Annotated in this window: 25 protein-coding genes and 3 tRNA genes; 26 read left to right on the top strand and 2 right to left on the bottom strand. The window is 47.3% G+C overall.

The features are described 5' to 3' along the window. Positions 1-87: 87 nt before the first annotated feature. From Q0785_RS11355 to Q0785_RS11345, 3 genes are all read left to right on the top strand, one after another. Positions 88-162 (top strand) — tRNA-Gln (locus Q0785_RS11355). 12 nt (positions 163-174) lie between these two features. Next, positions 175-247, top strand: a tRNA-Lys gene (locus tag Q0785_RS11350). Positions 248-276: 29 nt separating this feature from the next. Further along, positions 277-349, top strand: a tRNA-Ala gene (locus tag Q0785_RS11345). 70 nt (positions 350-419) lie between these two features. On the opposite strand, the gene Q0785_RS11340 is transcribed toward Q0785_RS11345, so the two are convergent. Next, the gene (locus Q0785_RS11340) at positions 420-1,499 is read right to left on the bottom strand and encodes a citrate synthase/methylcitrate synthase (RefSeq protein ID WP_298829799.1); all 1,080 of its coding nucleotides are present in this window, start codon (positions 1,497-1,499) and stop codon (positions 420-422) included. 105 nt (positions 1,500-1,604) lie between these two features. Here Q0785_RS11340 and Q0785_RS11335 point away from each other — a divergent pair, with 105 nt between their 5' ends. The 19 genes from Q0785_RS11335 (at position 1,605) to Q0785_RS11245 (ending at position 20,859) form a co-directional block, all read left to right on the top strand. Continuing rightward, positions 1,605-2,486, top strand: a complete 882-nt coding sequence (locus Q0785_RS11335) for a LysR family transcriptional regulator (RefSeq protein ID WP_298829797.1) — start codon at positions 1,605-1,607, stop codon at positions 2,484-2,486. Positions 2,487-2,500: 14 nt separating this feature from the next. Further along, positions 2,501-3,064 (top strand): GNAT family protein, encoded by a 564-nt coding sequence (locus Q0785_RS11330; RefSeq protein WP_298829795.1) that lies wholly within the window; start codon positions 2,501-2,503, stop codon positions 3,062-3,064. A gap of 70 nt (positions 3,065-3,134) precedes the next feature. Beyond that, positions 3,135-4,043, top strand: a complete 909-nt coding sequence (gene rocF, locus Q0785_RS11325; protein WP_298829794.1) for an arginase — start codon at positions 3,135-3,137, stop codon at positions 4,041-4,043. Between the two features lie 229 nt (positions 4,044-4,272). After that, positions 4,273-4,836, top strand: a complete 564-nt coding sequence (sigW, locus tag Q0785_RS11320) for an RNA polymerase sigma factor SigW (protein WP_215101094.1) — start codon at positions 4,273-4,275, stop codon at positions 4,834-4,836. Between the two features lie 12 nt (positions 4,837-4,848). Further along, on the top strand, positions 4,849-5,484 hold the full coding sequence (locus Q0785_RS11315) for an anti-sigma factor (protein ID WP_298829790.1): 636 nt from the start codon (positions 4,849-4,851) through the stop codon (positions 5,482-5,484). 102 nt (positions 5,485-5,586) lie between these two features. Then, complete coding sequence (gene cdaA, locus Q0785_RS11310; protein ID WP_298829788.1) at positions 5,587-6,423, top strand: diadenylate cyclase CdaA; 837 nt, start codon at positions 5,587-5,589, stop codon at positions 6,421-6,423. Further along, complete coding sequence (locus Q0785_RS11305) at positions 6,416-7,411, top strand: CdaR family protein (protein WP_298829786.1); 996 nt, start codon at positions 6,416-6,418, stop codon at positions 7,409-7,411. The genes cdaA and Q0785_RS11305 overlap by 8 nt, the downstream gene beginning before the upstream one ends. A 76-nt stretch (positions 7,412-7,487) precedes the next feature. After that, the gene (gene glmM / locus Q0785_RS11300; protein ID WP_298829784.1) at positions 7,488-8,837 is read left to right on the top strand and encodes a phosphoglucosamine mutase; all 1,350 of its coding nucleotides are present in this window, start codon (positions 7,488-7,490) and stop codon (positions 8,835-8,837) included. A gap of 534 nt (positions 8,838-9,371) precedes the next feature. After that, positions 9,372-11,174, top strand: coding sequence for a glutamine--fructose-6-phosphate transaminase (isomerizing) (gene glmS, locus Q0785_RS11295; protein ID WP_298829782.1), 1,803 nt, complete (start codon positions 9,372-9,374; stop codon positions 11,172-11,174). Positions 11,175-11,468: 294 nt separating this feature from the next. Further along, positions 11,469-12,287, top strand: a complete 819-nt coding sequence (locus Q0785_RS11290) for an STAS domain-containing protein (RefSeq protein WP_298829780.1) — start codon at positions 11,469-11,471, stop codon at positions 12,285-12,287. Between the two features lie 402 nt (positions 12,288-12,689). Then, positions 12,690-14,108 carry a cytosine permease gene (locus Q0785_RS11285; protein WP_298829778.1) on the top strand — a complete coding sequence of 473 codons (1,419 nt, stop codon included), beginning with the start codon at positions 12,690-12,692 and terminating at the stop codon, positions 14,106-14,108. Positions 14,109-14,181: 73 nt separating this feature from the next. Then, positions 14,182-14,658 (top strand): SRPBCC domain-containing protein, encoded by a 477-nt coding sequence (locus Q0785_RS11280; protein ID WP_298829777.1) that lies wholly within the window; start codon positions 14,182-14,184, stop codon positions 14,656-14,658. A gap of 446 nt (positions 14,659-15,104) precedes the next feature. Continuing rightward, complete coding sequence (locus Q0785_RS11275) at positions 15,105-16,256, top strand: HD domain-containing phosphohydrolase (protein ID WP_298829775.1); 1,152 nt, start codon at positions 15,105-15,107, stop codon at positions 16,254-16,256. After that, a complete protein-coding gene (locus Q0785_RS11270; protein ID WP_298829773.1) occupies positions 16,253-16,597 on the top strand; it encodes a DUF3307 domain-containing protein in 345 nt (114 codons plus the stop codon). The genes Q0785_RS11275 and Q0785_RS11270 overlap by 4 nt, the downstream gene beginning before the upstream one ends. A gap of 11 nt (positions 16,598-16,608) precedes the next feature. Further along, positions 16,609-18,432 (top strand): adenylate/guanylate cyclase domain-containing protein, encoded by a 1,824-nt coding sequence (locus Q0785_RS11265; RefSeq protein ID WP_298829771.1) that lies wholly within the window; start codon positions 16,609-16,611, stop codon positions 18,430-18,432. A gap of 106 nt (positions 18,433-18,538) precedes the next feature. Continuing rightward, positions 18,539-18,994 carry a flagellar assembly protein FliW gene (gene fliW / locus Q0785_RS11260; RefSeq protein WP_298829769.1) on the top strand — a complete coding sequence of 152 codons (456 nt, stop codon included), beginning with the start codon at positions 18,539-18,541 and terminating at the stop codon, positions 18,992-18,994. Positions 18,995-18,997: 3 nt separating this feature from the next. Continuing rightward, a complete protein-coding gene (csrA, locus tag Q0785_RS11255) occupies positions 18,998-19,222 on the top strand; it encodes a carbon storage regulator CsrA (protein ID WP_146558802.1) in 225 nt (74 codons plus the stop codon). Between the two features lie 174 nt (positions 19,223-19,396). After that, positions 19,397-20,254: a flagellin gene (locus Q0785_RS11250; RefSeq protein ID WP_298829766.1), complete on the top strand. Its 858-nt coding sequence runs from the start codon at positions 19,397-19,399 to the stop codon at positions 20,252-20,254. Positions 20,255-20,682: 428 nt separating this feature from the next. Beyond that, entirely contained in the window at positions 20,683-20,859 is a 177-nt protein-coding gene (locus Q0785_RS11245; RefSeq protein WP_298829764.1) for a YjfB family protein, read from the top strand. 35 nt (positions 20,860-20,894) lie between these two features. Here the strand turns inward: Q0785_RS11245 and Q0785_RS11240 are convergent, their stop codons facing one another. Beyond that, positions 20,895-21,635, bottom strand: coding sequence for a DNA endonuclease (locus tag Q0785_RS11240; RefSeq protein ID WP_298829813.1), 741 nt, complete (start codon positions 21,633-21,635; stop codon positions 20,895-20,897). Positions 21,636-21,786: 151 nt separating this feature from the next. Between Q0785_RS11240 and Q0785_RS11235 the strand changes: the two genes are divergently transcribed. The 4 genes from Q0785_RS11235 to Q0785_RS11220 all read left to right on the top strand — a co-directional run bounded on the left by Q0785_RS11235 (position 21,787) and on the right by Q0785_RS11220 (position 24,882). Further along, positions 21,787-22,527 (top strand): glucosaminidase domain-containing protein, encoded by a 741-nt coding sequence (locus Q0785_RS11235; RefSeq protein ID WP_298829762.1) that lies wholly within the window; start codon positions 21,787-21,789, stop codon positions 22,525-22,527. 127 nt (positions 22,528-22,654) lie between these two features. Then, positions 22,655-22,999, top strand: a complete 345-nt coding sequence (gene flaG, locus Q0785_RS11230) for a flagellar protein FlaG (protein ID WP_298829811.1) — start codon at positions 22,655-22,657, stop codon at positions 22,997-22,999. A 45-nt stretch (positions 23,000-23,044) separates the two neighbouring features. Then, positions 23,045-24,496 carry a flagellar filament capping protein FliD gene (fliD, locus tag Q0785_RS11225; RefSeq protein WP_298829760.1) on the top strand — a complete coding sequence of 484 codons (1,452 nt, stop codon included), beginning with the start codon at positions 23,045-23,047 and terminating at the stop codon, positions 24,494-24,496. Then, positions 24,496-24,882: a flagellar protein FliT gene (locus Q0785_RS11220; protein ID WP_298829755.1), complete on the top strand. Its 387-nt coding sequence runs from the start codon at positions 24,496-24,498 to the stop codon at positions 24,880-24,882. Before fliD ends, Q0785_RS11220 begins: the two co-directional genes overlap by 1 nt. Positions 24,883-24,886: the final 4 nt, after the last annotated feature.

Below are 24,886 nucleotides of genomic sequence, written 5' to 3'. Positions count from 1 at the left end.
GAAGTGGCTAAACGCGGCGGACTGTAAATCCGCTCCTTCGGGTTCGGCAGTTCGAATCTGCCCCCCACCACCAGTTTCTTATAGCTATGGGGTATAGCCAAGCGGTAAGGCAACGGGTTTTGATCCCGTCATGCCCTGGTTCGAATCCAGGTACCCCAGCCATTTTTTTACTATGAGCCATTAGCTCAGCTGGTAGAGCATCTGACTTTTAATCAGAGGGTCGAAGGTTCGAATCCTTCATGGCTCATTTTCAAATTCCTTGCGCCTGTTCAGCGCGGGGCCTTAGCTCAGCTGGGAGAGCGCGTCGCTGGCAGTGACGAGGTCAGGGGTTCGAGCCCCCTAGGCTCCATTGTTCCATGTGTATTTGTACTATCCATGTGTAAAAAAGCCGTATCCATTAACTTGGATACGGCTTTTTTTTAGTTTCCGATGTATTCGGACTGTGGCCGGAAAATCACGTTGTTTTCTTGTTGTTCCAGTGAATGCGCGGTCCAGCCGACAATGCGCGCCACGCTGAATGTCGGTGTAAACAGCCCTGTCGGCATGGCAATCGACCGCATGATGGCTGCGGCATAAAATTCTACATTGGTATACAGAGCACGCCCCGGCTTGCGCTCGTTCAGCAGCTCGATGATGCGGGTCTCGGCAGCCGCCGCCAAGTCGAGCCATGGATCTTTCCCCTGCAACTCCAGACATTTTTTGCGGAGAACAATCGACCGGGGATCTTCTGTCCGGTAGACCCGGTGGCCGAATCCCATGATCTTTTCGCCGCGGTCCAGCTTTTCTGAAATCACGGCATCGATGTGGTCTTCGGTCTTCATTTCATCGAGCAGGTCGATGACACCGGATGGAGCGCCTCCGTGAAGGGGACCTTTCATAGCACCGAGAGCAGAGGTGATGGCTGATACGAGATCGGATTCCGTAGAGATGGTGACGCGTGCTGCAAAGGTCGAAGCGTTCATGCCGTGCTCCATGGTCAGCTTCAAATAGGTCTCGAGTGCTTCCGTTTGTGCGCCGGTCGGTTCCTGGCCGTTGATCATCCATAAGTAGTTCGCAGTGTGCCCCAAATCACTTCGGGGTGCAATCGGCTCCTGACCGTTTTGAATGCGGTAAAATGAAGCGGTCATCACCGGCAGGGCAGCTGTCAGTGCAATGGCTTGTTCTGCGGAAGAGAGAGATTGGAATTCGCTATGCGAATAAGCAGATACCAATGTCCGAACGGCGTCCATCAAAGAGGTTTCTTTTGGCAGCAGCTGTGCAATGTCAGCAATATGCGCCGGAAGTTTACGGTGGGCAGCCAATTGTTGCTGAAGCTGTTTCAACTGCTCAGCATCGGGCCACTTGCCGTGCCAGAGAAAATAAGCTGTTTCTTCGAATGATCTGCCTTCTATAACGCTTTCCACCAAATGTCCCCGGTAACGCAGTTCTCCCCGCTCCCCATCTACAGAAGCAATGGCTGTTTGGACGGCTACTACACCTTTCAATCCTTGCTGAAACATGTGGAATTCCTCCTTTTTCTTTTAGTTTACTCTTCGGATTTGATAAAAAAAATTAAAGATATATAATTGAGACAATTAAGAATAGTAATCGAGATGGGGGATGTCATGGAAGTCCAGTGGTTAAGAACCTTCGTGGACGCTGCAGAAACCTTGAATTTCAGAATGAGCTCGGAACGCCTGATGATGTCACAACCTAGTGTCACCGTCCATATCCGCTTATTGGAGGAAAGCTTAGGCCTCTCCTTATTCAAACGCAGCCATAACCGGGTGTCATTGACCGAGGAAGGGCGTTATTTTAAGGAGAAAGCAGAAAAGGTGCTTGAACAGCTGGATGACAGTGTGGAAGAGCTGCATTCATTCGCCCAGGGCTACCGCAAAAAATGGACCTTAGCGATTTCTCCTTTAATGGCAGAAACGATCTTGCCTTATATTTTGAAAGCATTCATAGGGGAGCATCCGGAAGTGGAGCTGGTGATCCGGGTGGAAGAATCCGAACAGATCGAAGCTTTGGTTGATTCGGAGCAGGTATCAGCCGGAATCTCTGCCTTGCCGCCGAGTAGGCGCGGCATTGCACAGCTTGTGGTCTACGACGATCCACTGCTGTTCATCCTTCCAAGAGATGCCTATGATGATGAGACGGGGCCTGCGGTTTCAGTGGAAAGGACCTTACGGACATCTGTATTGTTTACGCACCATCACCCCGTTTTTTGGGAAGAGCTGTTGGGGCAGCTGCGTCTGTATGTGCCTGGTATCCGGACGATGAAAGTGACGCAGGCGTATATTGCCAAACGGTTTATCCAGGAAGGTTTAGGTGCTTCTTTTTTGCCCAAATCGATGGTCCGTCGGGAGCTGGTCGAAGGGCGCTTGATGGAAGCGCATTTCGACTTGTTTCCTCTACCCGTCGTCTCCACTTATTTTTTGACGAAACACATGGGAGCGCTTGAGCAGGATTTCTTGCAGCGCATCCAATCGGTATATTTTACTTAAAAGGAGAGATCGGGATGATTATTGAATCGGATGGTGTTCGTTTACGTTTATTGAAGAGGGATGATTTTGAAGCGTTATGGGCTTTGTATACACCGAAGATCTTTGAGCATATGCTCAATAAAGTCGAGGTTTTCGAAGATATGGTGGCGTGGCTGGAAGCGGGTCTGAACCAATCGAATGTCCTTATTTTTGCGGTGGAAAACCCGGGAACGGGTGATATTCTGGGGACGACACGCATATATGCAATTGATGAGGCCAATAAAAGCTGTGAAATCGGCGCCACTTTTTATGCGCAGTCCGCTCAGCGAACGCATGTCAATACGGCAGTCAAGCGTGCATTGCTGAGTTATTGCTTTGAAGAGCGCGGCATGATCCGGGTCCAATTCAAAACAGATGCCGAAAATGTCCCTTCACAAAAGGCCATTGAACGTATTGGGGCTGTAAAAGAAGGCGTCCTGCGCAATGAACGCATCCGCTCGACGGGCAAGTCAAGAGACGCCGTGGTTTATTCTATTATTGATCGGGACTGGCCGAAAGTGAAAAAAGATCTCGCAAAAAAAGTGAATAAATATACCTGATTTTGTACGGTTGAGCCAAAGAGACCTTAGCGGTTACAATGAGTCTATCTTGCTAAGGGGGTATAAAATAATGAATAAATTAAATATATCTATTATCGGAGTTCCAATGGACCATGGGCAAAATCGCCGTGGCGTCGACATGGGACCAAGCGCGATCCGTTATGCGGGTGTCGTGGACCGCATTGAAAACCTGGGCCATACTGTTTCGGATGAAGGGGATATCCAAATCGGCAAAGCAGACGGCAGCGTCGATACATCAACGAACTTGCGTAATTTGAAAGCGATTACGGAAGCGACGGAAGCACTTGGCGACAAAGTGTTTGAAGTGGCAGAATCCGGCAATTTCCCATTGGTGCTCGGCGGAGACCACAGCATTGCCATCGGTACTCTTTCCGGAATTTCCGAACGCCATGAAAACCTGGGCGTCATCTGGTATGATGCGCATGCGGATATGAATACCAGTGATACGTCGCCATCCGGCAATATCCACGGCATGCCGCTTGCAGCGAGCTTTGGGCTCGGCCATGAAAAACTGACGAACATCCGCGGCTACTCACCAAAAGTGAAGCCTGAAAATATCGTCATCATCGGCGCGCGTTCCGTTGACCCTGGTGAACGCCAGTTGATCAAAGAACGCGGCATCCGTGTCTACAGCATGCACGAAATCGATAAAATGGGCATGAATGCGGTCATCGAAGATGCGATCCATTATTTAAAAGAGGAACGCAAAACGGATGCTGTCCATTTGTCATTGGACCTTGACGGCATCGATCCAATCTACACACCGGGCGTCGGCACACCGGTTCCGGGCGGCATCAGCTACCGGGAAAGCCACTTGGCGATGGAAATGCTGTTTGATGCAAACATCGTCACTTCCGCTGAGTTTGTGGAAGTCAATCCGATCCTGGATGAAAAAAATCGGACAGCTGATGTAGCTGTTGCGTTAATCGGTTCGCTGTTCGGCGAAAAATTATTATAATCAAAAACAGGCACAAATTTTTTCAAGCTGTAGACACTCGATCCGTTCGAGCTGTCTGCAGTTTTTTTATGCTGCAAACAGGAAACTTTTTCATTTTAAAAACGTTACAAAATTAGTTGGATTTATTTGGGTATTGTCTGATACGATAGAATAAGAAAAAATAAATGAAACTTTTCATGTTAAGGGACGTATATAAAGTACAGCCGCATAGGCGGAGGGAAATGAGATCATGGATGCGTTAGTCAATAAACGAATAGCTAAAGTATTAAAAGGCGATCAGAACGCATTCGCCGAAATCGTGGAGCTTTACCAGCACCAGCTGTATCAGATCTGCTACCGGATGCTTGGCAACAAGCAGGAAGCGGAAGATATTGCTCAGGAAGCTTTTATGCGGGCTTATGTCAACATCCACACGTTTGACCAGAAGCGGAAATTTTCGACCTGGCTGTACCGCATCGCCACAAATCTGTGCATCGACCGGATCCGCAAGAAAAAGCCGGATTACCACCTGGATGCAGAAGTGCGCGGAACGGAAGGCTTGAACATGTATTCGAAAATCGCCAATGATGATGAGCTTCCGGAAGAAGAGTTAATGCGGATGGAAGTGCAGGAGCGGGTACAGTACGAGATTAGCCGCTTGCCAGATAAGTACCGTGCCGCTATTGTATTAAAGTATATTGAAGAATTGCCGCTGGCGGAAATCAGTGAAATTTTGGATTTGCCGTTGGGTACGGTGAAGACGCGTATACATCGTGGGCGAGAAGCTCTTCGCAAGCAATTGAGCAATTTGTAGGAGGCGAGCATTATGAATGCGTGTCCGGAAAATGTGCTTCATCTAATGGATGATTACCTTGATGGAGATATCAATCCAACTGATGAACAGCAATTGAGAGACCACCTGGAGAGCTGCAGCGATTGCAGAAAGCAGTACCAGGAATTAAGCAGAACCATTGCATTTGTCCAAAGTGCATCACATATAAAAGCGCCATCCGATTTTGTCCAGAAGACAATGGGAAGGCTGCCGAAAGAAAGACAGCGTGCAGGCGTCCAGCGTTGGTTCAAAAGACATCCGATGCTGGCAGCTGCAGCGCTGTTCTGCGTGATGATGAGCGCAGCATTATTTACAAACTTCAATGACGACCAGCAGTTTGCGTTCACTAAACAGCCGAATCTGGTGGTCGAGGGACAGACGGTCATCGTCCCTGAAGGACAGACCGTAGTTGGTGACCTGACGGTGCGCAACGGTGATTTGCGCGTCGAGGGCGAGCTTCAAGGAGACGTGACGATCGTCAATGGCCAATACATGGCATCGAGTGGCGTCATCACCGGTGAGATCGAGGAAATCGACAAAGCTTTCGAATGGCTGTGGTATACCATCAAAAACGGTTTTAAAGATGCAGCCGCTATTTTTGATGGAGATGACAGCCAAATAGAAGAGTAAACCCATCCTCTCCTAAAGGATGGGTTTTTTCTATGAAGGCAAGCCCAATTCACTTATGATATACTGAATGCATATGCAGATGTAGAAAAGCGAGGGTTGCAGATGCCTTTTTTGGAGAATTTAACAGACCAAACACCACTCGACCTTCTAGGGAATATTATTGATATTTTATTAGTTTGGTTCGTTATCTATAAATTGATCACCGTCATCAAAGGAACGAAGGCCGTTCAATTGCTGAAAGGGATCTTTGTCATTATTATTGCACGCCTCGTGACACAGGCACTCAACCTGGAAACGCTCGGCTGGATCATGCAGCAGGTACTCGAATGGGGCTTCCTGGCCATCATCATCATTTTCCAGCCGGAGCTGCGCCGTGCGCTCGAACAACTGGGCCGCGGCAAGCTGTTCTCCAGCAGTACGCTGAACGAAGAGTCTGAGCGTAACCGCTTGATCGAAGCGATGTCCAAATCCGTCAGCTATATGGCGAAACGGCGAATCGGGGCATTGATATCGATCGAACGTGAAACGGGTTTGAGCGAGTATATTGAAACTGGCATTCCGATGAACTCGGACATTACCTCTGAGTTGATCATCAATTTGTTCATCCCGAATACACCGTTGCATGACGGAGCGGTGATTGTACAAAAAAACCGGATTGCCGCAGCGGCCTGCTATTTGCCGCTCTCAGAAAGTCCGTTCATTTCGAAAGAGCTGGGAACGCGTCACCGTGCCGCTCTCGGCATCAGCGAAGTGACCGATGCGATTACGATTGTCGTATCGGAAGAGACAGGCGCCATCAGCCTGACGGCAAATGGCGATTTGCACCGCAATTTGTCACTTGAAGACTTCGAAGTGAAGCTGCGCCGGATCTGGTTCGGAGCAGAACAGCAGGAAGTCGCTCTTTCCTGGTGGAATTGGAGGGGGAAAAAGAATGGATAAGATGATGGACAATCGCTGGTTTTTACGAAGCACGGCGCTGCTGTTAGCCTTCCTTTTATTCTTTTCGGTGCAGGCGGAAGATAACTCCACGGGGACGACGGACAATAGCCGGACCTCGGAAGTGATTGAAGATGTGGAACTTGAGGTATACCATGATAATAGCCTGATGGTCAGCGGTGTACCGAAAACAGCTGATCTGCATCTCAATGGTCCTGTCAGTATTGTACAGACAGCGCGCCAATTGGAAGACTTTACGTTGTTTGTGGATTTGCGCAATTTGCCGATGGGGGAGCATCAAGTCCCAATCCAAACCGAAAATCTCTCTGAACAATTAAATATCCGAGTCGACCCCGCGTTTGTCAATGTAGTGATTGAAGAGCGGGTGTCACAGGAATTCCGCATCGATCCGGAAATAAATGAACGGATGCTGGCAGAAGGCTTTGTTTTGGAAAGTGTGGCTGTCAATCCGGAAACAGTTACTGTGACCGGTCCGAAAAGCATGATTGACGCCATCAGCTTTGTTAAAGCGACGGTCTCGGGCGAACAGGGAGTGAAGGAATCCTTTACGACTGGTGCACGTGTCCGCGTATTGGCAGAAGATCTGACGAAACTCGAAAATGCGGAAATCGAACCGCAGGAAGTCGAAGTGGATGTCAATGTCGTCGAATACAGTAAATTAGTGCCGGTAAGGCTTGAGCCGATAGGCGAAGCCCGTCCAGGCATCACCATCAATGACTGGGGCACGGCCACGGAAGAAGTCCGGATTTTCGGTCCGAAAACGGTGGTGGATGAAATCACTGAATATGTCATTGAAGTGGAAGCGTCAAGCGTCACGGCTGAAGATGATACCGTGGAAGTGGAGCTGGAAATTCCTTCTGGAGCTTCCGGCGTTTCACCGGGCCAAGTCTCGGTGGAAGCGGAAACGGTGATCGATGAGGCGGCGCTGATTCCAGAAGATCCTGAATCAACGGACGATACAACGCCATAAGGGCTTTGAAGAAGATAAAAAGCGGAAGCTTAATTAAAACAATCAGAAGCAAATGATTGAAGGAGCGAAAAGTAGAATGGGAAAATATTTTGGAACAGATGGAGTACGGGGAGTCGCCAACAGCGAATTGACACCTGAACTGGCCTTTAAATTAGGGCGTATTGGCGGATATATCTTAACGAAAAGTGCAAAAGACAAACCGAAAGTGCTGATTGGCCGCGATACTCGGATTTCAGGTGAAATGCTGGAAGGCGCATTGGCTGCCGGACTGCTTTCTGTAGGAGCGGAAGTTATGCGCCTCGGCGTCATCAGTACACCAGGCGTCTCTTATTTGACGCGTGTCATGAGCGCAGAAGCAGGTGTCATGATTTCTGCTTCCCATAATCCTGTGGAAGACAACGGCATCAAATTCTTCGGTTCTGACGGCTTTAAATTGTCGGATGCCCAGGAAGCGGAAATTGAAGCTTTGCTTGACAGCGAAGAAGATCTATTGCCGCGCCCGACTGGCGGCGATCTTGGCAGCATCACCGATTATTTCGAAGGCGGCCAGAAATACCTTCAGTACTTGAAACAGACAGTCGATGAGGAGTTCGACGGCGTCCATGTAGCGCTTGATTGTGCACATGGTGCGACTTCTACGCTGGCTACGCATGTATTTGCGGACCTGGATGCAGATATCACCTCAATGGGAGCTTCACCGAACGGCTTGAACATCAATGCTGGAGTAGGCTCTACACACCCTGAGAAATTAGCGGAGCTGGTTCTTGCCAAAGGCGCCGATATCGGACTTGCATTCGATGGCGATGGCGATCGCTTGATTGCCGTGGATGAAAAAGGCCAGATCGTCGATGGCGATCAGATCATGTATATTTGTGCCAAACACCTGCATTCAGAAGGACGCTTGAAGAAAGATACCGTAGTTTCGACTGTCATGAGCAACATGGGCTTCTATAAAGCATTGGAAAGCCATGGCATGAAGAGCAACAAAACGGCTGTCGGCGACCGCTATGTAGTGGAAGAAATGAAGAAAAATGATTATAACCTGGGCGGCGAGCAATCTGGCCATATTATTTTCCTGGATTACAACACAACGGGTGACGGCTTATTGACGGGCTTGCAGCTGGTCAATATCATGAAGATCACCGGCAAGAAATTGTCTGAGCTGGCTTCTGAAATGACCATCTTCCCGCAAAAACTTGTGAATATTCGTGTGACGGACAAGCATGCCGTGACGGACAACGCCAAAGTGGCAGCTGTCATTGGAGACGTCGAGACTGAGATGAACGGCAACGGCCGCGTGCTTGTGCGTCCATCCGGTACGGAGCCATTGGTACGTGTCATGGTGGAAGCAGCTTCTGCGGAAGACTGTGAAAACTATGTAGAACGCATTGCGGAAGTTGTCCGCAGCGAAATGGGATTGAGCTAATCGAACAATATAATTTGAAGACCGTAAGCATTCTTGCTTACGGTCTTTTTATAGTGAATCTTATATCTGATCTTCCGCCAAACGACTGAAGCGTCCTCTAGAAATGGATTCTTTGTTCTTTATGTATATGAGATGAAGTATAAAAAGTAAAAGGAAAAAGAACCAGTTAACGGAAAAAAATGATGATATAGACCTAAGTAACTATATGCTTTAATTGACGGGATTGTGTGGAGACTGTATGATGATAGAGTCGGTTTACGACCGCAGAAAAAGGGGGATAGAAGTTAGTGCGAGGAAAACAATTATAGCGCCTGTACTGAAGAAATCGGACGGACCAGTCATCTTCAGTAGACGAGGAGAAGGAGTATCGAGATTTCGGCGGATCCCTTCCGGCCGTGAAGCCCGGTCGTTATGTCCACTCTTAAAACAGTCGAGTGATCGATTGGACAACAAGATGGATGGGCTCAAGCAGAAGTGTTTGGAGAACTAGACAAACACTCATTTTGATTTTCAGAAAAACGGAGGAATTAGACTATGTGTGGAATTGTTGGGTATATTGGAGAAAATGATTCAAAGGAAATTTTGTTGAAAGGCTTGGAGCGCTTGGAATACCGCGGTTATGATTCAGCAGGAATTGCTGTACGCAACGGCAAAGGCGTAACGGTCTTTAAAGAAAAAGGACGCATTGCGGATTTGCGCGGCGTTGTGGAAGAAGAAGTGATGGGTACGACGGGAATCGGGCATACACGTTGGGCAACTCATGGTAAGCCGAACCGCATCAACGCTCACCCGCACCAGAATACATCTGACCGCTTCACAATCGTCCATAACGGCGTGATCGAAAACTATCACCACATCCAACGCGATTATTTAGCAGGAGTGTTGATGGAATCGGATACGGATACGGAAATCATCGTTCAATTGATCGGTAAATTCGTAGAAGAAGGCCAGACGACACAGGAAGCATTCAGCAAAGCTCTTACCTTACTGAAGGGTTCATATGCGATTGCGCTATTGGACGCGGAAGAAGAGCAGACAATTTTCGTAGCGAAAAACAAAAGCCCATTGCTTGTAGGACTTGGCGAAGATTTTAATGTTGTAGCATCTGATGCAATGGCTATGCTTCAATTGACGGACCAGTTTGTTGAATTGATGGATAAGGAAATCGTCATCGTCCGCAAAGACAGCGTGGAGATTTTGACGTTGGACGGCGAGGCGGTAAGCCGCTTGCCATTCACTGCAGAAATCGACATGAGCGATATTGAAAAAGGGACTTACCCTCACTATATGCTGAAGGAAATTGACGAGCAGCCGGCGGTTGTCCGTAAAATCGTTCAAGCGTACCAAAACGAAAATGATAAATTGACCATTAAACCTGAAATTTTGGAAGCCATGCAAGCTGCTGACCGCATCCACATCATTGCGGCAGGTACAAGCTACCACGCAGGATTGATCGGCAAGGAATACATCGAGAAATTAGCGGGCATTCCGGTTGAAGTGCATGTTTCAAGTGAATTTGGCTACAACATGCCGTTGCTTTCTGAAAAACCATTGTTCATCTTTATCTCTCAATCAGGGGAAACAGCGGACAGCCGTCAAGTATTGGTGAAGATCAAAGAGATGGGCCACGCTTCATTGACCATCACGAACGTTGCTGGATCTACCTTGTCGCGTGAGTCTGACCATACGTTACTATTGTATGCAGGTCCTGAAATCGCGGTTGCTTCAACGAAAGCCTATACAGCGCAATTGGCTGTATTGTCTATCCTCGGTGCAGTGACAGCGGAAGCGCGCGGCATCGATATCGGTTTTGACTTGGTTCAGGAACTTGGAATCGTCGCTAACGCCATCCAGGCACAGGTTGATTCGAAAGAAGAAATGGAACAGATTGCTGCAGACTACCTGTCTACAACACGCAATTGCTTCTTTATCGGCCGCGTCATGGATTATTTCGTTGGACTTGAAGGTTCATTGAAATTGAAAGAGATTTCATACATCCAGGCAGAAGGCTTTGCTGGAGGCGAACTGAAGCACGGCACGATTGCTTTGATCGAAGAAGGCACACCGGTCATCGCACTTGCGACACAAGAAGCGGTCAACTTGAATATCCGCGGCAACGTTAAGGAAGTGGCGGCACGCGGCGCACACACATGCATCATTTCCATGGAAGGCTTGCAGGAAGAAGGCGACAGCCTGGTGCTTCCGAAAGTCAACGAACTGCTGTCACCGCTTGTATCGGTCATCCCGATGCAGTTGATCAGCTATTACGCAGCGCTTCACCGCGACTGTGACGTGGATAAGCCGCGTAACCTTGCGAAATCTGTAACAGTGGAATAATAGTGTCAGCTTCACCCCTTTGGATGTAAGATCCGAAGGGGTGTTTTGTTTTTACAGAATAAAAGAAAAGAGCATAGCATATGAGCAGAGAATGATAATAGGTGTGTACTTAGCTTTCCAGGTTCTACCTTCAGATAAGTTCTTTCGAGATAACTAATATAGAAAAAACTGAAATTCTAAGATTATTGAACAATAATTTTTTGAAGAATGGTCAAAGAATAACCGTGGATTTTCCATTTTCTCCTGTGCCAAATGGTATACTTAATGCAACAAAAGAAAAAAGGTGTGAACTGAATGTCTTCGTTTAAGGACTTTTCCCAATACATAAGTGAGAATGCTGAATCGTTGTCAGTGGAAGTGGTTGAATCAGTTGTGCAGGAGATGAATCTGGAAATTCCCGACTGGGAAAAAGAGCAGGCTGCAAGCATGTACGTTGAGCTTCTCGGGTTTTTCGGACAGTCTCTTCCAGAAGGGGAGCGCATTGAAGTTCCGGATTCACTGATTGAGTGGAGCAAAAAGAATGCCGAAATGCAGGTAGCTTCGGGCGGCAAGATTTCAGAGATCGTCGTTCGTTATCCACCGACGCGCCAGGTGTTCTCGGAGATTTTTACACGGCTCAGCCTGGATTTCGGATTGACGGTCGTGGAAAGTGCCAAAGCGACCAGAGGCATTGATGCGATACTGGATGTCAGTTTAAATGAAACTTTCTATGCGTTTGAGCGGTTGTCGGAAAGATACCAGGCGGAAAAGCAGGTGGAGCTGCTCAATTTGTCGGCACCGATCGTGCCAGTGCTCAACGACGTTGTGGTGCTGCCGCTTATCGGTGTAATTGACAGCTACCGGATTGCCCACATCAACACTAATGTCATTCCGAGAATTGCGGAGATGAACGTCAATCACGTCATCACTGATTTTTCAGGCGTCTTGACCATCGATGCCCATATCGCGCAGTCGATCCAGCAGATCGGCGGCACCCTCCAATTGATGGGCATTCACGTGGTCATCGCCGGATTGCGCCCGGACCTTGTCCAAACCATCGTCCACAGTGGAATTGATATGCTGGATACGGATTCCTATGCAACAGTGAAACAAGCGCTGGAAAGCGTCAGATAAGGAAAGAAGCCATTACGAGCCTTCTGCAGGTTGTCCTGCGGAGGCTTTTTTGATGCGCGCGACAATCGAAATCGATGTTCCGAGCGGGGCTTAAGTTCTAAGAACAGAAACCAGTAAATGGGTGCAAGCCGAGGCTAAGGAACGACTCTGAGGCGGCGCGCAACTATGGAGTCGAATGCTATGCTAAAATAAGAAAGCACGGAATTTATTCGTTTCAGCTCTAAGCCTGGACGGAGAAAGTCCGCTATTTTTTTGTCTTTTGTGAATGAAGTTTAAGCTTTCCTCCTCTTCCAACCTCAGCACGACTCACTCATAGCCACCCACGCAAGCGAACGGGAATAGGCCAAGCCTACCTGCATTCCCAAAGGACAATGAAAACTGAATAGGAAAGGAATTGATAAGATGAGATCTGAGATTACTGCAGATCAAGAGGTAGTCAAAAAGAAACAAAGCCATGGAGACGAAACAACAGGCGACTACACGTTTGACCGTGTTCCACGGGAAGAACGCAAAATGGGTTGGCTGAGCATCACCAATATCACCTTCGGCATCGCGACCGCCATCTTCTATTTCCAGATGGGGAGCGTCATGGCCCTGCAATTCGGAGCCGCCAATGCCATCATTTCCGCCATCTACGCGATCATCGTCGCTGGCATCCTCGGAACCATCATCGTTTACCTATCGGCCAAATCCGGTATGAACGTCAATTTATTATCCCGCGGAGGATTCGGTTACATCGGAGCCTCACTCACTTCCTTAATCTACGCATCGAACTTTATCATGTATTGTGCATTTGAAGGCATGATCCTGGTCGCTGCAGTCCATGCTTATTTCCCCGCCGTCCCCGTATGGCTCTTAATTGTCGGATTCGGTTCAGTGGTCATCCCGTTAAACTGGTTCGGCATCAAACAATTGGATAAATTACAAAAATGGTCCCTGCCGGTTTTTGCGATTTTCCTGGTTGCGGCAATTGTTGTCGCTTTCAATACCACATCGAAATTTGATGGCAGTTTCTGGACCTATATGCCCGAAGGCGTCCAGATCGGCGGAACCGCCTTGCTGTTGTGCATCGGTATGCAGCACGGTATCATGGGACTGACTGCGTTGATCGCTTCCGATTACGCGCGTTTCCTGAAACCGAAAGACTTGAAAATCGGCTCGATCGCCATCGGATTTATTCCACAGATTTTCTGTTTTGGCGTTATGGGCGGACTCGGCATCTGGTTCGGCGTCACACTCGGCGAATCCAATCCGGGCGTCTACATCGTCGTCCTGCTTGGGCTTGGCGGTGTGCTGTTTACGATGCTGACGCAAATCCGCATCAACATCACCAATATCTACAGCAGCTCCCTGTCCTTGTCGAGCTTTTTTGAGAATATGTTCGGCTTTTCCCCGGGACGCCGTTTCTGGGTAGTGGTCTCAGGTGTCGTTGCCATCATCTTAATGCTCGGCGGCATCGTCGAACATTTGGATGTCGCGATGACCTTTCAAGGTGTTGCCCTGATGAGCTGGGCATCGATTCTCGTGACGGACGCTTTGGTCGTCAAAAAATGGCTGAAGATCGGCCCCGGCTATTACGAATCCAGGCAGCGAAACTTGTATAAATGGAACCCGGTCGGCGTTGTGGCATTGACCGCACCGACTGCACTCGGAACCATCGCAGCACTCGGCTATATGGGCACATTCCTGCAAAGTACCGCCGCGTTCTTCGCATTGATCTTGGCTTCAATCTTGACTGTCGTTCTGGCAGTGGCCACAAAAGGCCGTTATTACGCCAAAAGAAAAGCTTTCGATATCCCGAAAGAAGATTATATTGCCTGAGAAAAAGTTCTGCGTTACACTGGTGGCAATAAAGTTTACGGCTATCTAATCCAATTCGGAAAGGATGATCTAGATGACGACTTCTACAGTAACCTTATCGATGGCGCGCCGTTTCAATGCCAGCGACAAAGTAGTGTACGAAGCCTGGACCAACCCGGATTTGATGAAGAAATGGCTCTTCACGACTGAATCCACCAACCAGGTAACGAATAATTCCTTACGCGCAGGCGGCAGCTGGGAAATCGTCGACCGCCGGGAAGGCACGGATTACCGCGCAATCGGCGAATACCTCGAATTGAAGCCGCCGCATAAACTGATGTTCAGCTTCAAGATGCCGCAGTTCAACGACTTGGAGGACCGCATCACGGTATGGATTTCGATGGTACAAAACAGCTGTGAAATGGCATTTGTCCAAGAAATTACTGTGCTGCATGAAGAAGACTGGACAGAAGAGGATGTCAAAAAGACCGGCGAAGACTACAGCCGTCAAAGCCGGGAAGGCTGGAGCTTGATGTTCGAGAATTTAAAGCAATTGGTTGAAGCAGAATAACTGGAAAAACCGCAATCTCCCGTAAATTGAGGAGATTGCGGTTTTTTGTGCTGAAAATAAAAAATATGGGTAATATTGCATAATCGTTTGTTAAAGGATATGATCGACAAGAAACAATAAAATTATATAAATTAAACTAAAGATTTATCATTCCTATACCGCTTCGGCACTATGGACAACAAAAAGTTGCGCCATCCGTGTATGCCGACTGGAGCCGCGCCTTCGCTGAGAGAGTGCTCTGGAGATATGGAGCAAAACAGCGCAGACGCCCAGGGGGCCAAGCGAAGTGCTGAGATCCACTCGGGCGACGAGCCCGAGTTAGCTCAGCGCGAGCCCCCAGGCAAGCAAGCTGTTTTGCGGAATATCGGTTATTAAAAATTATTAGTTCAACTTATATAGCGTAAAAATAAATCATTTTTATTAATAAAAGCTATCGGAGGAAATCCATGACGCAACTTAAGGATTTGGAGTTCAAAGTTCAAGAGCTGGTGACCTTGCTGGAAGCCTCAAAGCAATTGAATTCTAATTTAGAAATGGAAGAGGTCCTTGAAAGCATTCTGCTGCAGATGGTGCAGGTCGTGGGTGCGGAAGCGGGGACCTTGTGGGTGCTGAACAAGGAACAGCAAAAGATCAAGGCGTCAGCGGCGTACGGGCCTTCTGCGTCCGATATCCTCAACATCGAGCTGGAGCTGGGCGAAGGCATCGTCGGCAAAGTGATCGGAACAGGAGAAGCCGAGCTGATCGAGAATGTAGCCGTCAATCCTGACTGGGCCCATCGCGTGGACCATTCCAGCGGTTTTGTGACCAAGTCGATGATCACCGTTCCTTTGGCGGTCAAAGGCAAAGTGCTGGGGGCGTTGCAGCTACTCAATAAAAAAGACATCGCCTTTTTCTCCGAACAGGACATCAGCCTGGCAGTCGCGCTCGCCAATCAATCCGCACTGGCGCTCCACAACAGCCAGATGTACGACGAACTGCAGCGCATGCTGCTGAGCATGATCCGTACGCTGGCGAAGGTGCTGGATGCGCGTGACCCCTATACAGCGGGCCATTCGGAGCGGGTAGCGAAATATTCGTTATGGACTGCCCAAAAGCTCGGATTCGATGCACAGGCCTGTGAAGAATTGTACAAAGCGGCTTTATTGCATGACATCGGGAAGATCGGCATAACGGATGATATCCTCAGAAAACCTGGACGGCTGACGGAGGAGGAATTTGCAGCCATCAAGCAGCATACGGTCATCGGGGCAGACATCCTGTCCAATATGGAACCGAAAGACGCCATGGAGCGCGCGATTGAAACCGCATTGTCCCATCACGAGCGGCTCGACGGCACCGGTTATCCGCATGGCTTGGCCGGAGAAGACATCCCGTTGTTTGCGCGGATCGTTGGAGTGGCGGATGCGTTTGACGCCATGACCACTGCGCGTTCCTACAGCAAAGGGCTGTCGTTCCGTTTAGGGGCAGAAGAGCTGCTTCGCTGCCGTGATATTTTATTTGATCGCCAGGTAGTGGACGCATTCGCGGAAATTTTGGAGGGCTGCGATTATCGATTAGAGCAATACGAAGAGCAACAGGGAAGAGGCTACCGGCTATGAGCCAATTTGATGCATTATTGATCGGCCACCTGATCGGCGATTTTCTGCTGCAGACCGGATGGATGGCTAAATACAAAGCGACTAAATGGCTGCCGCTATTGACGCATGTCTCTATTTATACAGCCGTCATCGCGGTGTTCGGCACCCTCTCAGGGGGACTTTCCCTCACTGCACTGGCCATTGTTTTTTTCGGCCATATCATTCTGGACCGAAGAGGTTTTGTGCTGTTTTGGGTCCAGCGGGTCCAGACGGCTAAAGGCCCCGAGAAGGTCTGGCTGTCCATTGTGGCAGACCAGATTTTCCATCTCATTTTGCTTGCCATTGCCATCGTGATTTCCTAGGAGTGAACAACATGAAGCCCAAAACCTATGTGCTTGAAAAAGAATATGCCCTAGACCGTAAAACCGCCTGGCAGCTGCTTGCAGACAATAACCGCATGAACCTCTATATCGGCTTGTTTCCTGTAAGCTTCAGTCCGGCGAAGCAAGACGGAGCGGAAGTGTTTTACCGGGAAGCCCATGCCAAAGTGCTGGGACTCGTACCCATCTCTTGGCAGGAATTTCCGTTCCAGTGGCAGGAGAACGACAGTTATACGGTCGAACGCCGCTACCTGACTGGTCCACTCAAGCATTACACCTTAAAAGTCGAGCTGTTCGATAATGAAGAAGGTGGAACGCGGGTCAAGCTGACAGCGGATTTTGTGCCGCTCAATCCATTGGGCTACGGTGCCATTTGGGCAACCGGTCTGCCGGCCGTCAAAAAGATCATGCGTTATTTGGATGATTATTTAGAATCCGGGGCAACGATTGCTTTTGAAGCTCCGCAAAAACCGGTAACGGCTAAAGTCAATCTGTCGGAGCTCGACCGGCTATCGGGCTTGCTTGCCAAATCCCCGGTTAATGGAGGCTATGTGGAAAAGCTGCATCGATATCTGGCTGACAAAGGCGACCACGATGTCGCTCAAATCGAGCCGGTGCAGGTGGCGAAGCTATGGAACGCAGATCTGGATGACACCTTGCGCGTGTTGCTGTACGCCACAAAAGCGGGCTTACTGAACCTCAGCTGGAATGTCATCTGCCCGAACTGCCGGGTCTCGAAAGTCGAGCACAGCTCGCTGTCGCAACTCGAACAGCAGTTTCATTGCGACCTGTGCGGCGTCAATTACGACGCCAATTTCGATCAATATGTCGAGCTGAACTTCTCGGTCCATCCCGCAGTGCGCCAAGCTTATGCCGAAGTGTATTGCATCGGGGGACCGATGATCACGCCGCATGTCAAAGCGCAGCAGGTCATCGAAAAAGGAAAGACCGCGCGCTTTGCAATTCCCGAGGGCGAAGATCCGCTGCGCTTGCGGGTGCTGCAAGCGAATGATCGAGTAATAGTAGACAATAACGCTGAAGTAGGTTCGCTGGATTATTCCGATCGGGGCTGGTCGCAGGAATCGGTATCGGGTTCAGGTGAAGTGTTCATCAAAAACTCTAGTTCTATGGATATCGTCGTCGCTTTGGAGCATTCCGACTGGAACAAACAGGCCGTAACCGCCGCCAAAGTAACGGCGATGCAGGAGTTCAGGGACCTATTTTCTTCTGAAGTGCTGTCGCCCGGCCAGAAAATAGGCATCGATCACGTGACAATTTTGTTTACCGACTTAAAAGGCTCCACGTTGCTGTATGAAACGATCGGCGACTCGAGTGCTTATGGGCAGGTGCGCAATCATTTCGAATTCCTGACCGGACACATCACCCGGAATTCCGGCAGCGTCGTGAAAACCATCGGCGACGCCGTCATGGCAGTCTTCCATAAACCGGAGGACGGGTTGAAGGCGGCCTTGGCCATCCAGAAAAACCTGAAAGCGTTCAATGACACCGCGAATGAAGACCTGGTGTTGCGGCTTGGCTTGTACAGCGGAGCGGCCATCGCCGTCAATTCCAACGACCGCCTTGATTATTTCGGTCGAACCGTCAATATCGCTGCGCGTATCCAGGGTCAGGGTAAAGGCAATGACGTCATCATCAGCCGCGAAGTATTGGCGCAGCCGATGTCAGCGGCAGTGCTGGCGAGGGCTGACGTAGAGCTGGAAGAGTTTTCTGCTGTCTTGAAAGGGATCGACGGCGCTGTGGAATTGGTGCGGATTCGGTTAAGAGAAGAGTTAGAGATTGAAGAGCAGGCGAGTTGAATGGCTTCCAGTAGATGGAGTTAATTAAAAATTGATTGTTAATAAATGCCTGTTGAGATATGTTTATCTTAAGAGGCATTTTTTTGTTACGGAAAGGGAGTTGGGCATGAAAGTTCAAACAGAGCAATTCGGTGAAGTAGAACTGGCAGAAGAACGTGTCATTACGTTTGATAAAGGAATTCCAGGGTTTGACGAATATAAGAAATATGTATTGATTCCAGCGGACGCAGAAGGCGAATCGCCATTCTTTTTCCTGCAGTCGGTGGAAGCGGTGGAAGTCAGCTTCTTCCTGGTCGATCCGTTTACGTTTTTCAAGGACTACGACATCAAGCTGGAAGAGCAGATGGTGGAGCGGCTGCAGCTGGAAGATCCGGCAGATGCTATTGTGTTGACGACTGTTTCTGTGAAAGGCGACATCAGCGGAGCGACGACGAATTTAAAAGCTCCGCTGGTCATCAACAATAAGAAACAAACCGGCATGCAAATTGTGTTGAACAATAAAGACTACCAGATCAAGCAGGTTTTATTTCAGAGCGGCGACACCGCTGCAAGGCAGGTGTAAGAGATGTTAGTACTGGGACGTAAAAAAGGCGAAACAATCATTATCAACGACGACATTGAAATCACGGTTACCTCCATAGAAGGCGACATGGTGCGACTCGGCATCAACGCACCGAAGCAAGTGACCATCCACCGGAAAGAAGTGTACCTGGAGATTCAGGAAGAGAACAAGCAGGCGACTTCGAACGTCATTAACTTGAGTGATTTTTTGAGTATGAAGAAGAAATAGAGTGGAAGCCTGTAGATTTTGCAGGCTTTTTACATGGATCCAAAATAAAAAAGAAAAACTTTCAAAAAACGCTAAACATTTATTAAACCCCTCCGATATAACTACTGTAAGGCAGTTCAAAAGGATTTGGGCGCTTGCAAAAAACAAAAAAACATTACACGGAGGTAATACACAATGATTATCAACCACAATATCGCAGCACTTAACACTCACCGCCAAATGGGCTCTGCTCAAAGCGCACAAATGAACAGCATGGAAAAGCTTTCTTCTGGACTTCGCATCAACAGCGCGAAAGACGATGCAGCTGGACTTTCGATCTCTGAAAAAATGCGCGGACAGATTCGCGGGTTGGAACAAGGTTCTCGAAATGCTCAAGATGGTATTTCTTTAATTCAAACAGCAGAAGGCGCATTGAATGAAACGCAAGATATTCTTCAGCGCATGCGTGAATTAGCTGTACAAGCTTCAAACGACACGAATACAACAGAAGATCGTGAAGCAATTCAGAATGAAGCAGATCAGTTGGCGAAGGATGTTAACCGTATTGCTAAAGATACTCAGTTTAACGGTCAAGATTTGTTGACTGGCGTAGGCGGGCCGAACGGAGATGGTTCATTTACATTCCAGGTTGGAGCGAATGAAAGCCAACAAATTACGGTTAACTTTGCTGACATGACAGGTTTAACTGGGCTAGCAATCGCTACAACTGACGATGAAGCAACTGAGGCTATTGATATTTCTTCAACTTCTGGAGTAGCAACGGCAGCAATTACAACTATTAACGATGCCATAAAAGCAGTTTCAGCAGAACGTTCTAACTTAGGAGCTAATCAAAACCGTTTGGAATACGCGACAAATAACTTAAATACATCAGCAGAAAACCTTACAGCTGCGGAATCACGAGTTCGTGATGTCGACATGGCGAAAGAAATGATGGAACAAACAAAGAACTCAATTCTTGCACAAGCATCACAAGCGATGCTGGCTCAATCCAATCAAATGACTCAATCAGTATTACAACTGTTGAGATAATTGATTCTAGGGCGTCTAACCGGGTAACGGGTTAGAGTATAACTGGGTGAATTGCTGGAACTTCCTAAAGCCCCATCAACCACAACGTAACTGGAAACGGTCGGCGTGATGGTTTGAAAATGATGAGGATGAACCAATGGATAATCAGCAGCCAAGCTCCTGTGAGGAAACTCTGGGGAAGGTTCAACGACTAGGATAGACCGTCTAAGGCGAAAGCTATGGCGATGAAATCCGTAGGGTGGCAAGCGCCATTCGAAGTGCCCAGCCCCTCAAGTAGAGGGTGAAGATATAGTCTATTCTATGATCGAAAGACATAGCGGCAAAGCAAGCCAACCAAGCACCACAGCAAGTACTACAATTGCTGCGTTAATTTTAAGAATTCAAAGGAGCCTGATTTTAGGCTCCTTTTTTTATAAGGAGGCAATCCAATGGATATCGCTGCGTTATCGATGGCAATGAGCCAAATGAATGTCCGGACTGAAGCGAATGTATCGATTATGAAAAAGACGATAGATCAGGCGGAGACGAATGGTCAGGATGTTGTGAAGATGCTGGAGCGGTCTGTTCAGCCTCATGTTGGTAACTCGATTGATTTTAGAGCTTAATAAGAAAAAGATCTCATATTTTTGAGATCTTTTTTTCATCCGATTATTATAGAAGAACTATTACTTTGTCGAAGCTCAGCCCATTTGTAGACGATAGACCAATAAGTTCGATTCAATTGAACTGCAATCTCTTTATCGGTTTTGCCTTCTTTTTTCACTTTGCATAGCAGTTTACATTCTTCATCAGTGTAGTTTTTTCTCCGATCAGACGAACTCGCAATTACTTCGTATCCTGGGTGAGATTCTTTATATCTTTTAATTTCTTTAAGAAAACGAAAATCCCAGTCTGTTTTGTGATACATAGAGGGACAGTCTCTGGATGCCTCGCCAACTATTTTTAAAAACTTCATTGTTTCACTGACTTTTGTCGTTTTTAATATACAGCCAAAGCCATCAGGTCTCTTACTAGTGTTAAACTCAACTCCAAAATGAGTGCTGATGTGCAATTTCAATTTACGTAGATCTTTAAGGGACAGAGACTGCAAGTATAGATAAATGTGGGGTGTTAAGTAAATGGTTTTCTTTAAGTCGCTTTTACTGACAGATATGGATAAGGAGCCGTCATCTAGATATAACGTTGTTAGAAACATGGGAGATTTACTTAGTTTTAGTATTTCTAAGGAAATAATTTTATCTCCGCTGGAATTGTAAAAGTGATCGAACATTTGTGTTAACAAAGGAAGCGATGGAGATAGCAGTAAAGAATTTGTTTGATTAAAATAGAAAGTAGAAGGCAATAGATTTAATTTCCAAATTCGATAATCTAATTGTTGAATACTGAAATGTTCAATGGTGTCTAATTTATATTAAAATCTTCTGACTTTAATTTAAGAACAAATTTTTCCTCCCACAATTATCCTATTCTTTTTTCATTCATAATCTTGTACACTAAACAAGATTAACTCAAGCAAAGGGTGTGAGAACCGATTGAACAGTCCGATATCTTCTAATCTTTTTCTATATAATACGATCGCCACGATGGCAAAGTCGATGCCTGCTTTAAGCCAGACCGACAGCGGCAGCAATTCCATCGGCAGTTCGACAAGCCCGAGCACGTTTTTTGCGATGCTGATGAACGCTATGATGGAAAGTATGGAACAAACAGATGTCGGGAAGGCTCCGCAAACCGGCGTTCAGGCAGCATTGCCGTCTTTGACTACGCCGCTCACGGCACCATTAACCAATTCCTATAACCCGACCCTGACAATTCCGCCGCTCAACACACAAGAAGTTCCAACCGCAGCAACAGATAAGAGCGACTTGAAGTTTCGGCCGACGCAATTTATCAAGCTGGATAACACGTTGGAAGGCAAGTTGAGTGGAACAGCCGCTCACTTTATCAATGCTGGAAAAAAATACGACCTTGATCCGAATTTATTGTCAGCTATCGCCATTCATGAAACTGGCAATGGCTCATCGCGCGCGGTCAATGACAAAAACAACGTTGCCGGCATGATGGGCAAGAACGGCCTGCGGAGCTATGCTTCTGTGGAAGACAGCATTTTTGACATGGCTCGTAACTTGCGCCAGAACTATTTGAATCAAGGCAAAGACACCATTGCGAAAATCGGAGCGAAATACGCGCCGGTAGGAGCCGCTAATGATCCGACAGGGTTAAATAACCATTGGACACAGGGCGTCAGCAATTATTATTCTAAGCTCACATGAAATAAGACAAGTCTTTCATAGACCTGTCTTATTTTTTTTGATTTATTGCTAAAAAAACCGCATATTCTGCCGATAACTAATATAGAGAGCCTTTTAAACAAACTGGAAGATTAGGAGAGTGGCAATCATGGAAGTAGTAAATCAGTCAATTCCTCATTTTCCAAAAATTAACGAACCGAATCCAGTAGCTTCCAAGGAAACGCCAGTTCCTGAAGAAAATAAATTTTTGGATATTAATAAATCCATTACGAAAGAAATGATCAGCGACAAAGTAGAGGACATGAATAAGTTTTTAGAACCGAGCTCGACAAATGTGAAATTCCAACTGCATGAAAAGTTGGAGGTCTATTATGTTCAGGTGATCGATTCAAAAACAGATGAGGTCCTGCGGGAAATTCCCAATAAAAAATTCTTAGATATGTATGCATCGCTGGCCGAGCTGGCGGGCCTGATTGTGGATGAAAAATTATAAGAACGGAGTGAACAGAATATGCGCGTAGGCGGATTAGCATCAGGCATGGATACAGAATCAATCGTCAAAGACATGATGAAGATTCAAAAAATGCCTTTAGATAAATTAATGCAGCAAAAAACCTTTACAGAATGGCAACAGGAAGCGTTCCGGGATACCAACTTGGCCATGAAGAACCTACAGACAAGCGCCAGTAACTTGCGCCTGCAGTCATCATTCAACTCCTACGGTGCCACGTCACCGGCTCCAAACAGTTTTACGGTTGCGACGACAGCTAATGCAATGAGCGGTTCTTATAAAGTGCAGGTTACGAGTGTCGCAAGTGGAGCGAAGTTGAATTCGACACTCGGAATTACAAATACGGCAGGCACTGCTGCAAAATCGACTGACCAAATTGGTGTCGCCGGAAAAATTAATGTAAGTGGTGTAAGTATTGATGTCGCAAGCACTGATACGTTTGCAGATATAGCAAAAAATTTACAGGATAAAACAGCAGCTTCAGTCCCGGCTTTGCGTGCGAGCTTTGACAATACAACATCCCGTTTTTTCATAGCCACTAAAAATATGGGAGCTGATCAGGCTTTTACAATGGAGTTTAAGAATGTAGACGGAACAGCAACAAGTCCTGCATTGGCTAACAAAATTATTAATAACGGCAGTGATACAGCAGCGGGCATCGGAGCAGCGGATGGCGAAATCATGTTTGATAATATCAAAGTCGAAAGGTTAAAAACCAACCAGACAACCGTCAACGGGGTGACAATCAATCTCTTGCAGGCAGGTTCAGAGGCAACAATCAATGTTCAATCCAATCCTGAAAAACCATTAGCGATGATCAAGGACTTCGTTGATAAGTACAACGAAACCATCGAAACCCTGCAAAAGCAGCTGGTCGAAAAGCGCTATCCGGATTTCCAGCCTTTGTCTGATGAACAGAAAAAGGACATGACAGAGAACGAAATCGAATTATGGGAAGACAAAGCAAGGAGCGGCTTACTGCGCAACGATCCAGTATTGAAATCCGCCATGAAGGATCTGCGAAATGCCTTTATGGACAGTGTAGGAAGTATTGCAGACGGCAATATCAAACACTTATCCCAAATTGGCATCAATACAGGAAACTATACAGAAGGCGGTAAACTGTTCATTGATGAAGCAAAACTAAGCGCAGCACTAACCGACAAACCGGATGAAGTGATGGCGCTGTTCACGACCCGGGATGCAGCAGGGAACGGAGTTGGGGCAAGAGTCTACGACACCTTAAACAACGTCGTCAAAAATCTCAGCGAAAAAGCTGGAAGCTCTTCAAGCTCAGTCGACAATAGCACGCTTTCCAAAAAAATCAAGCAGATGAACGATGAGATCAGCCGCTGGCAGGATCGCCTGACGCGCGTCGAAGACCGCTATTGGAAGCAGTTCACAGCAATGGAGAAAGCGTTAAGCCAGATGAACTCGCAAAGCGCTTGGATGCAGCAGAACATGTTTGGTGGCGCTTAATGAGCTCAAAAACAATTATGTATGCATTTCTAGAACAGACACAGGAACTTTATAAAAAAGCAAAGCACATCAATTCACGAATGGAAGCGAATGATGAAGGCACCGTTGAAGCACTTGAGAGTATATTTTATCGGCGCCAACAAGCTATTAACCAATTGGAAACTTTTATGAAACAAAAAAACTTCCAGTGGACAGCCGAAGAGCAGTCCATCATTGAGCAAGTAAAGGAAATCGATCAACAGCTTCATCTCTTGCTCAACGACTTGCACCACTCCTTTTTTGCACAGATCAATCGCATCGCTCAAACAAAAGAAATATCAAAAAAATACAGCAACGCTTATCAAACCGTATCCACTGAAGGTTCATTCATAGATAAACGGAATTAAGATC

The sequence above is a fragment of the uncultured Planococcus sp. genome, assembly GCF_947501725.1.
GTDB lineage: Bacteria > Bacillota > Bacilli > Bacillales_A > Planococcaceae > Planococcus > Planococcus donghaensis_C.
Note: the sequence above shows the minus strand (reverse complement) of the source record. Positions and strands in the feature narration are given on the sequence as shown.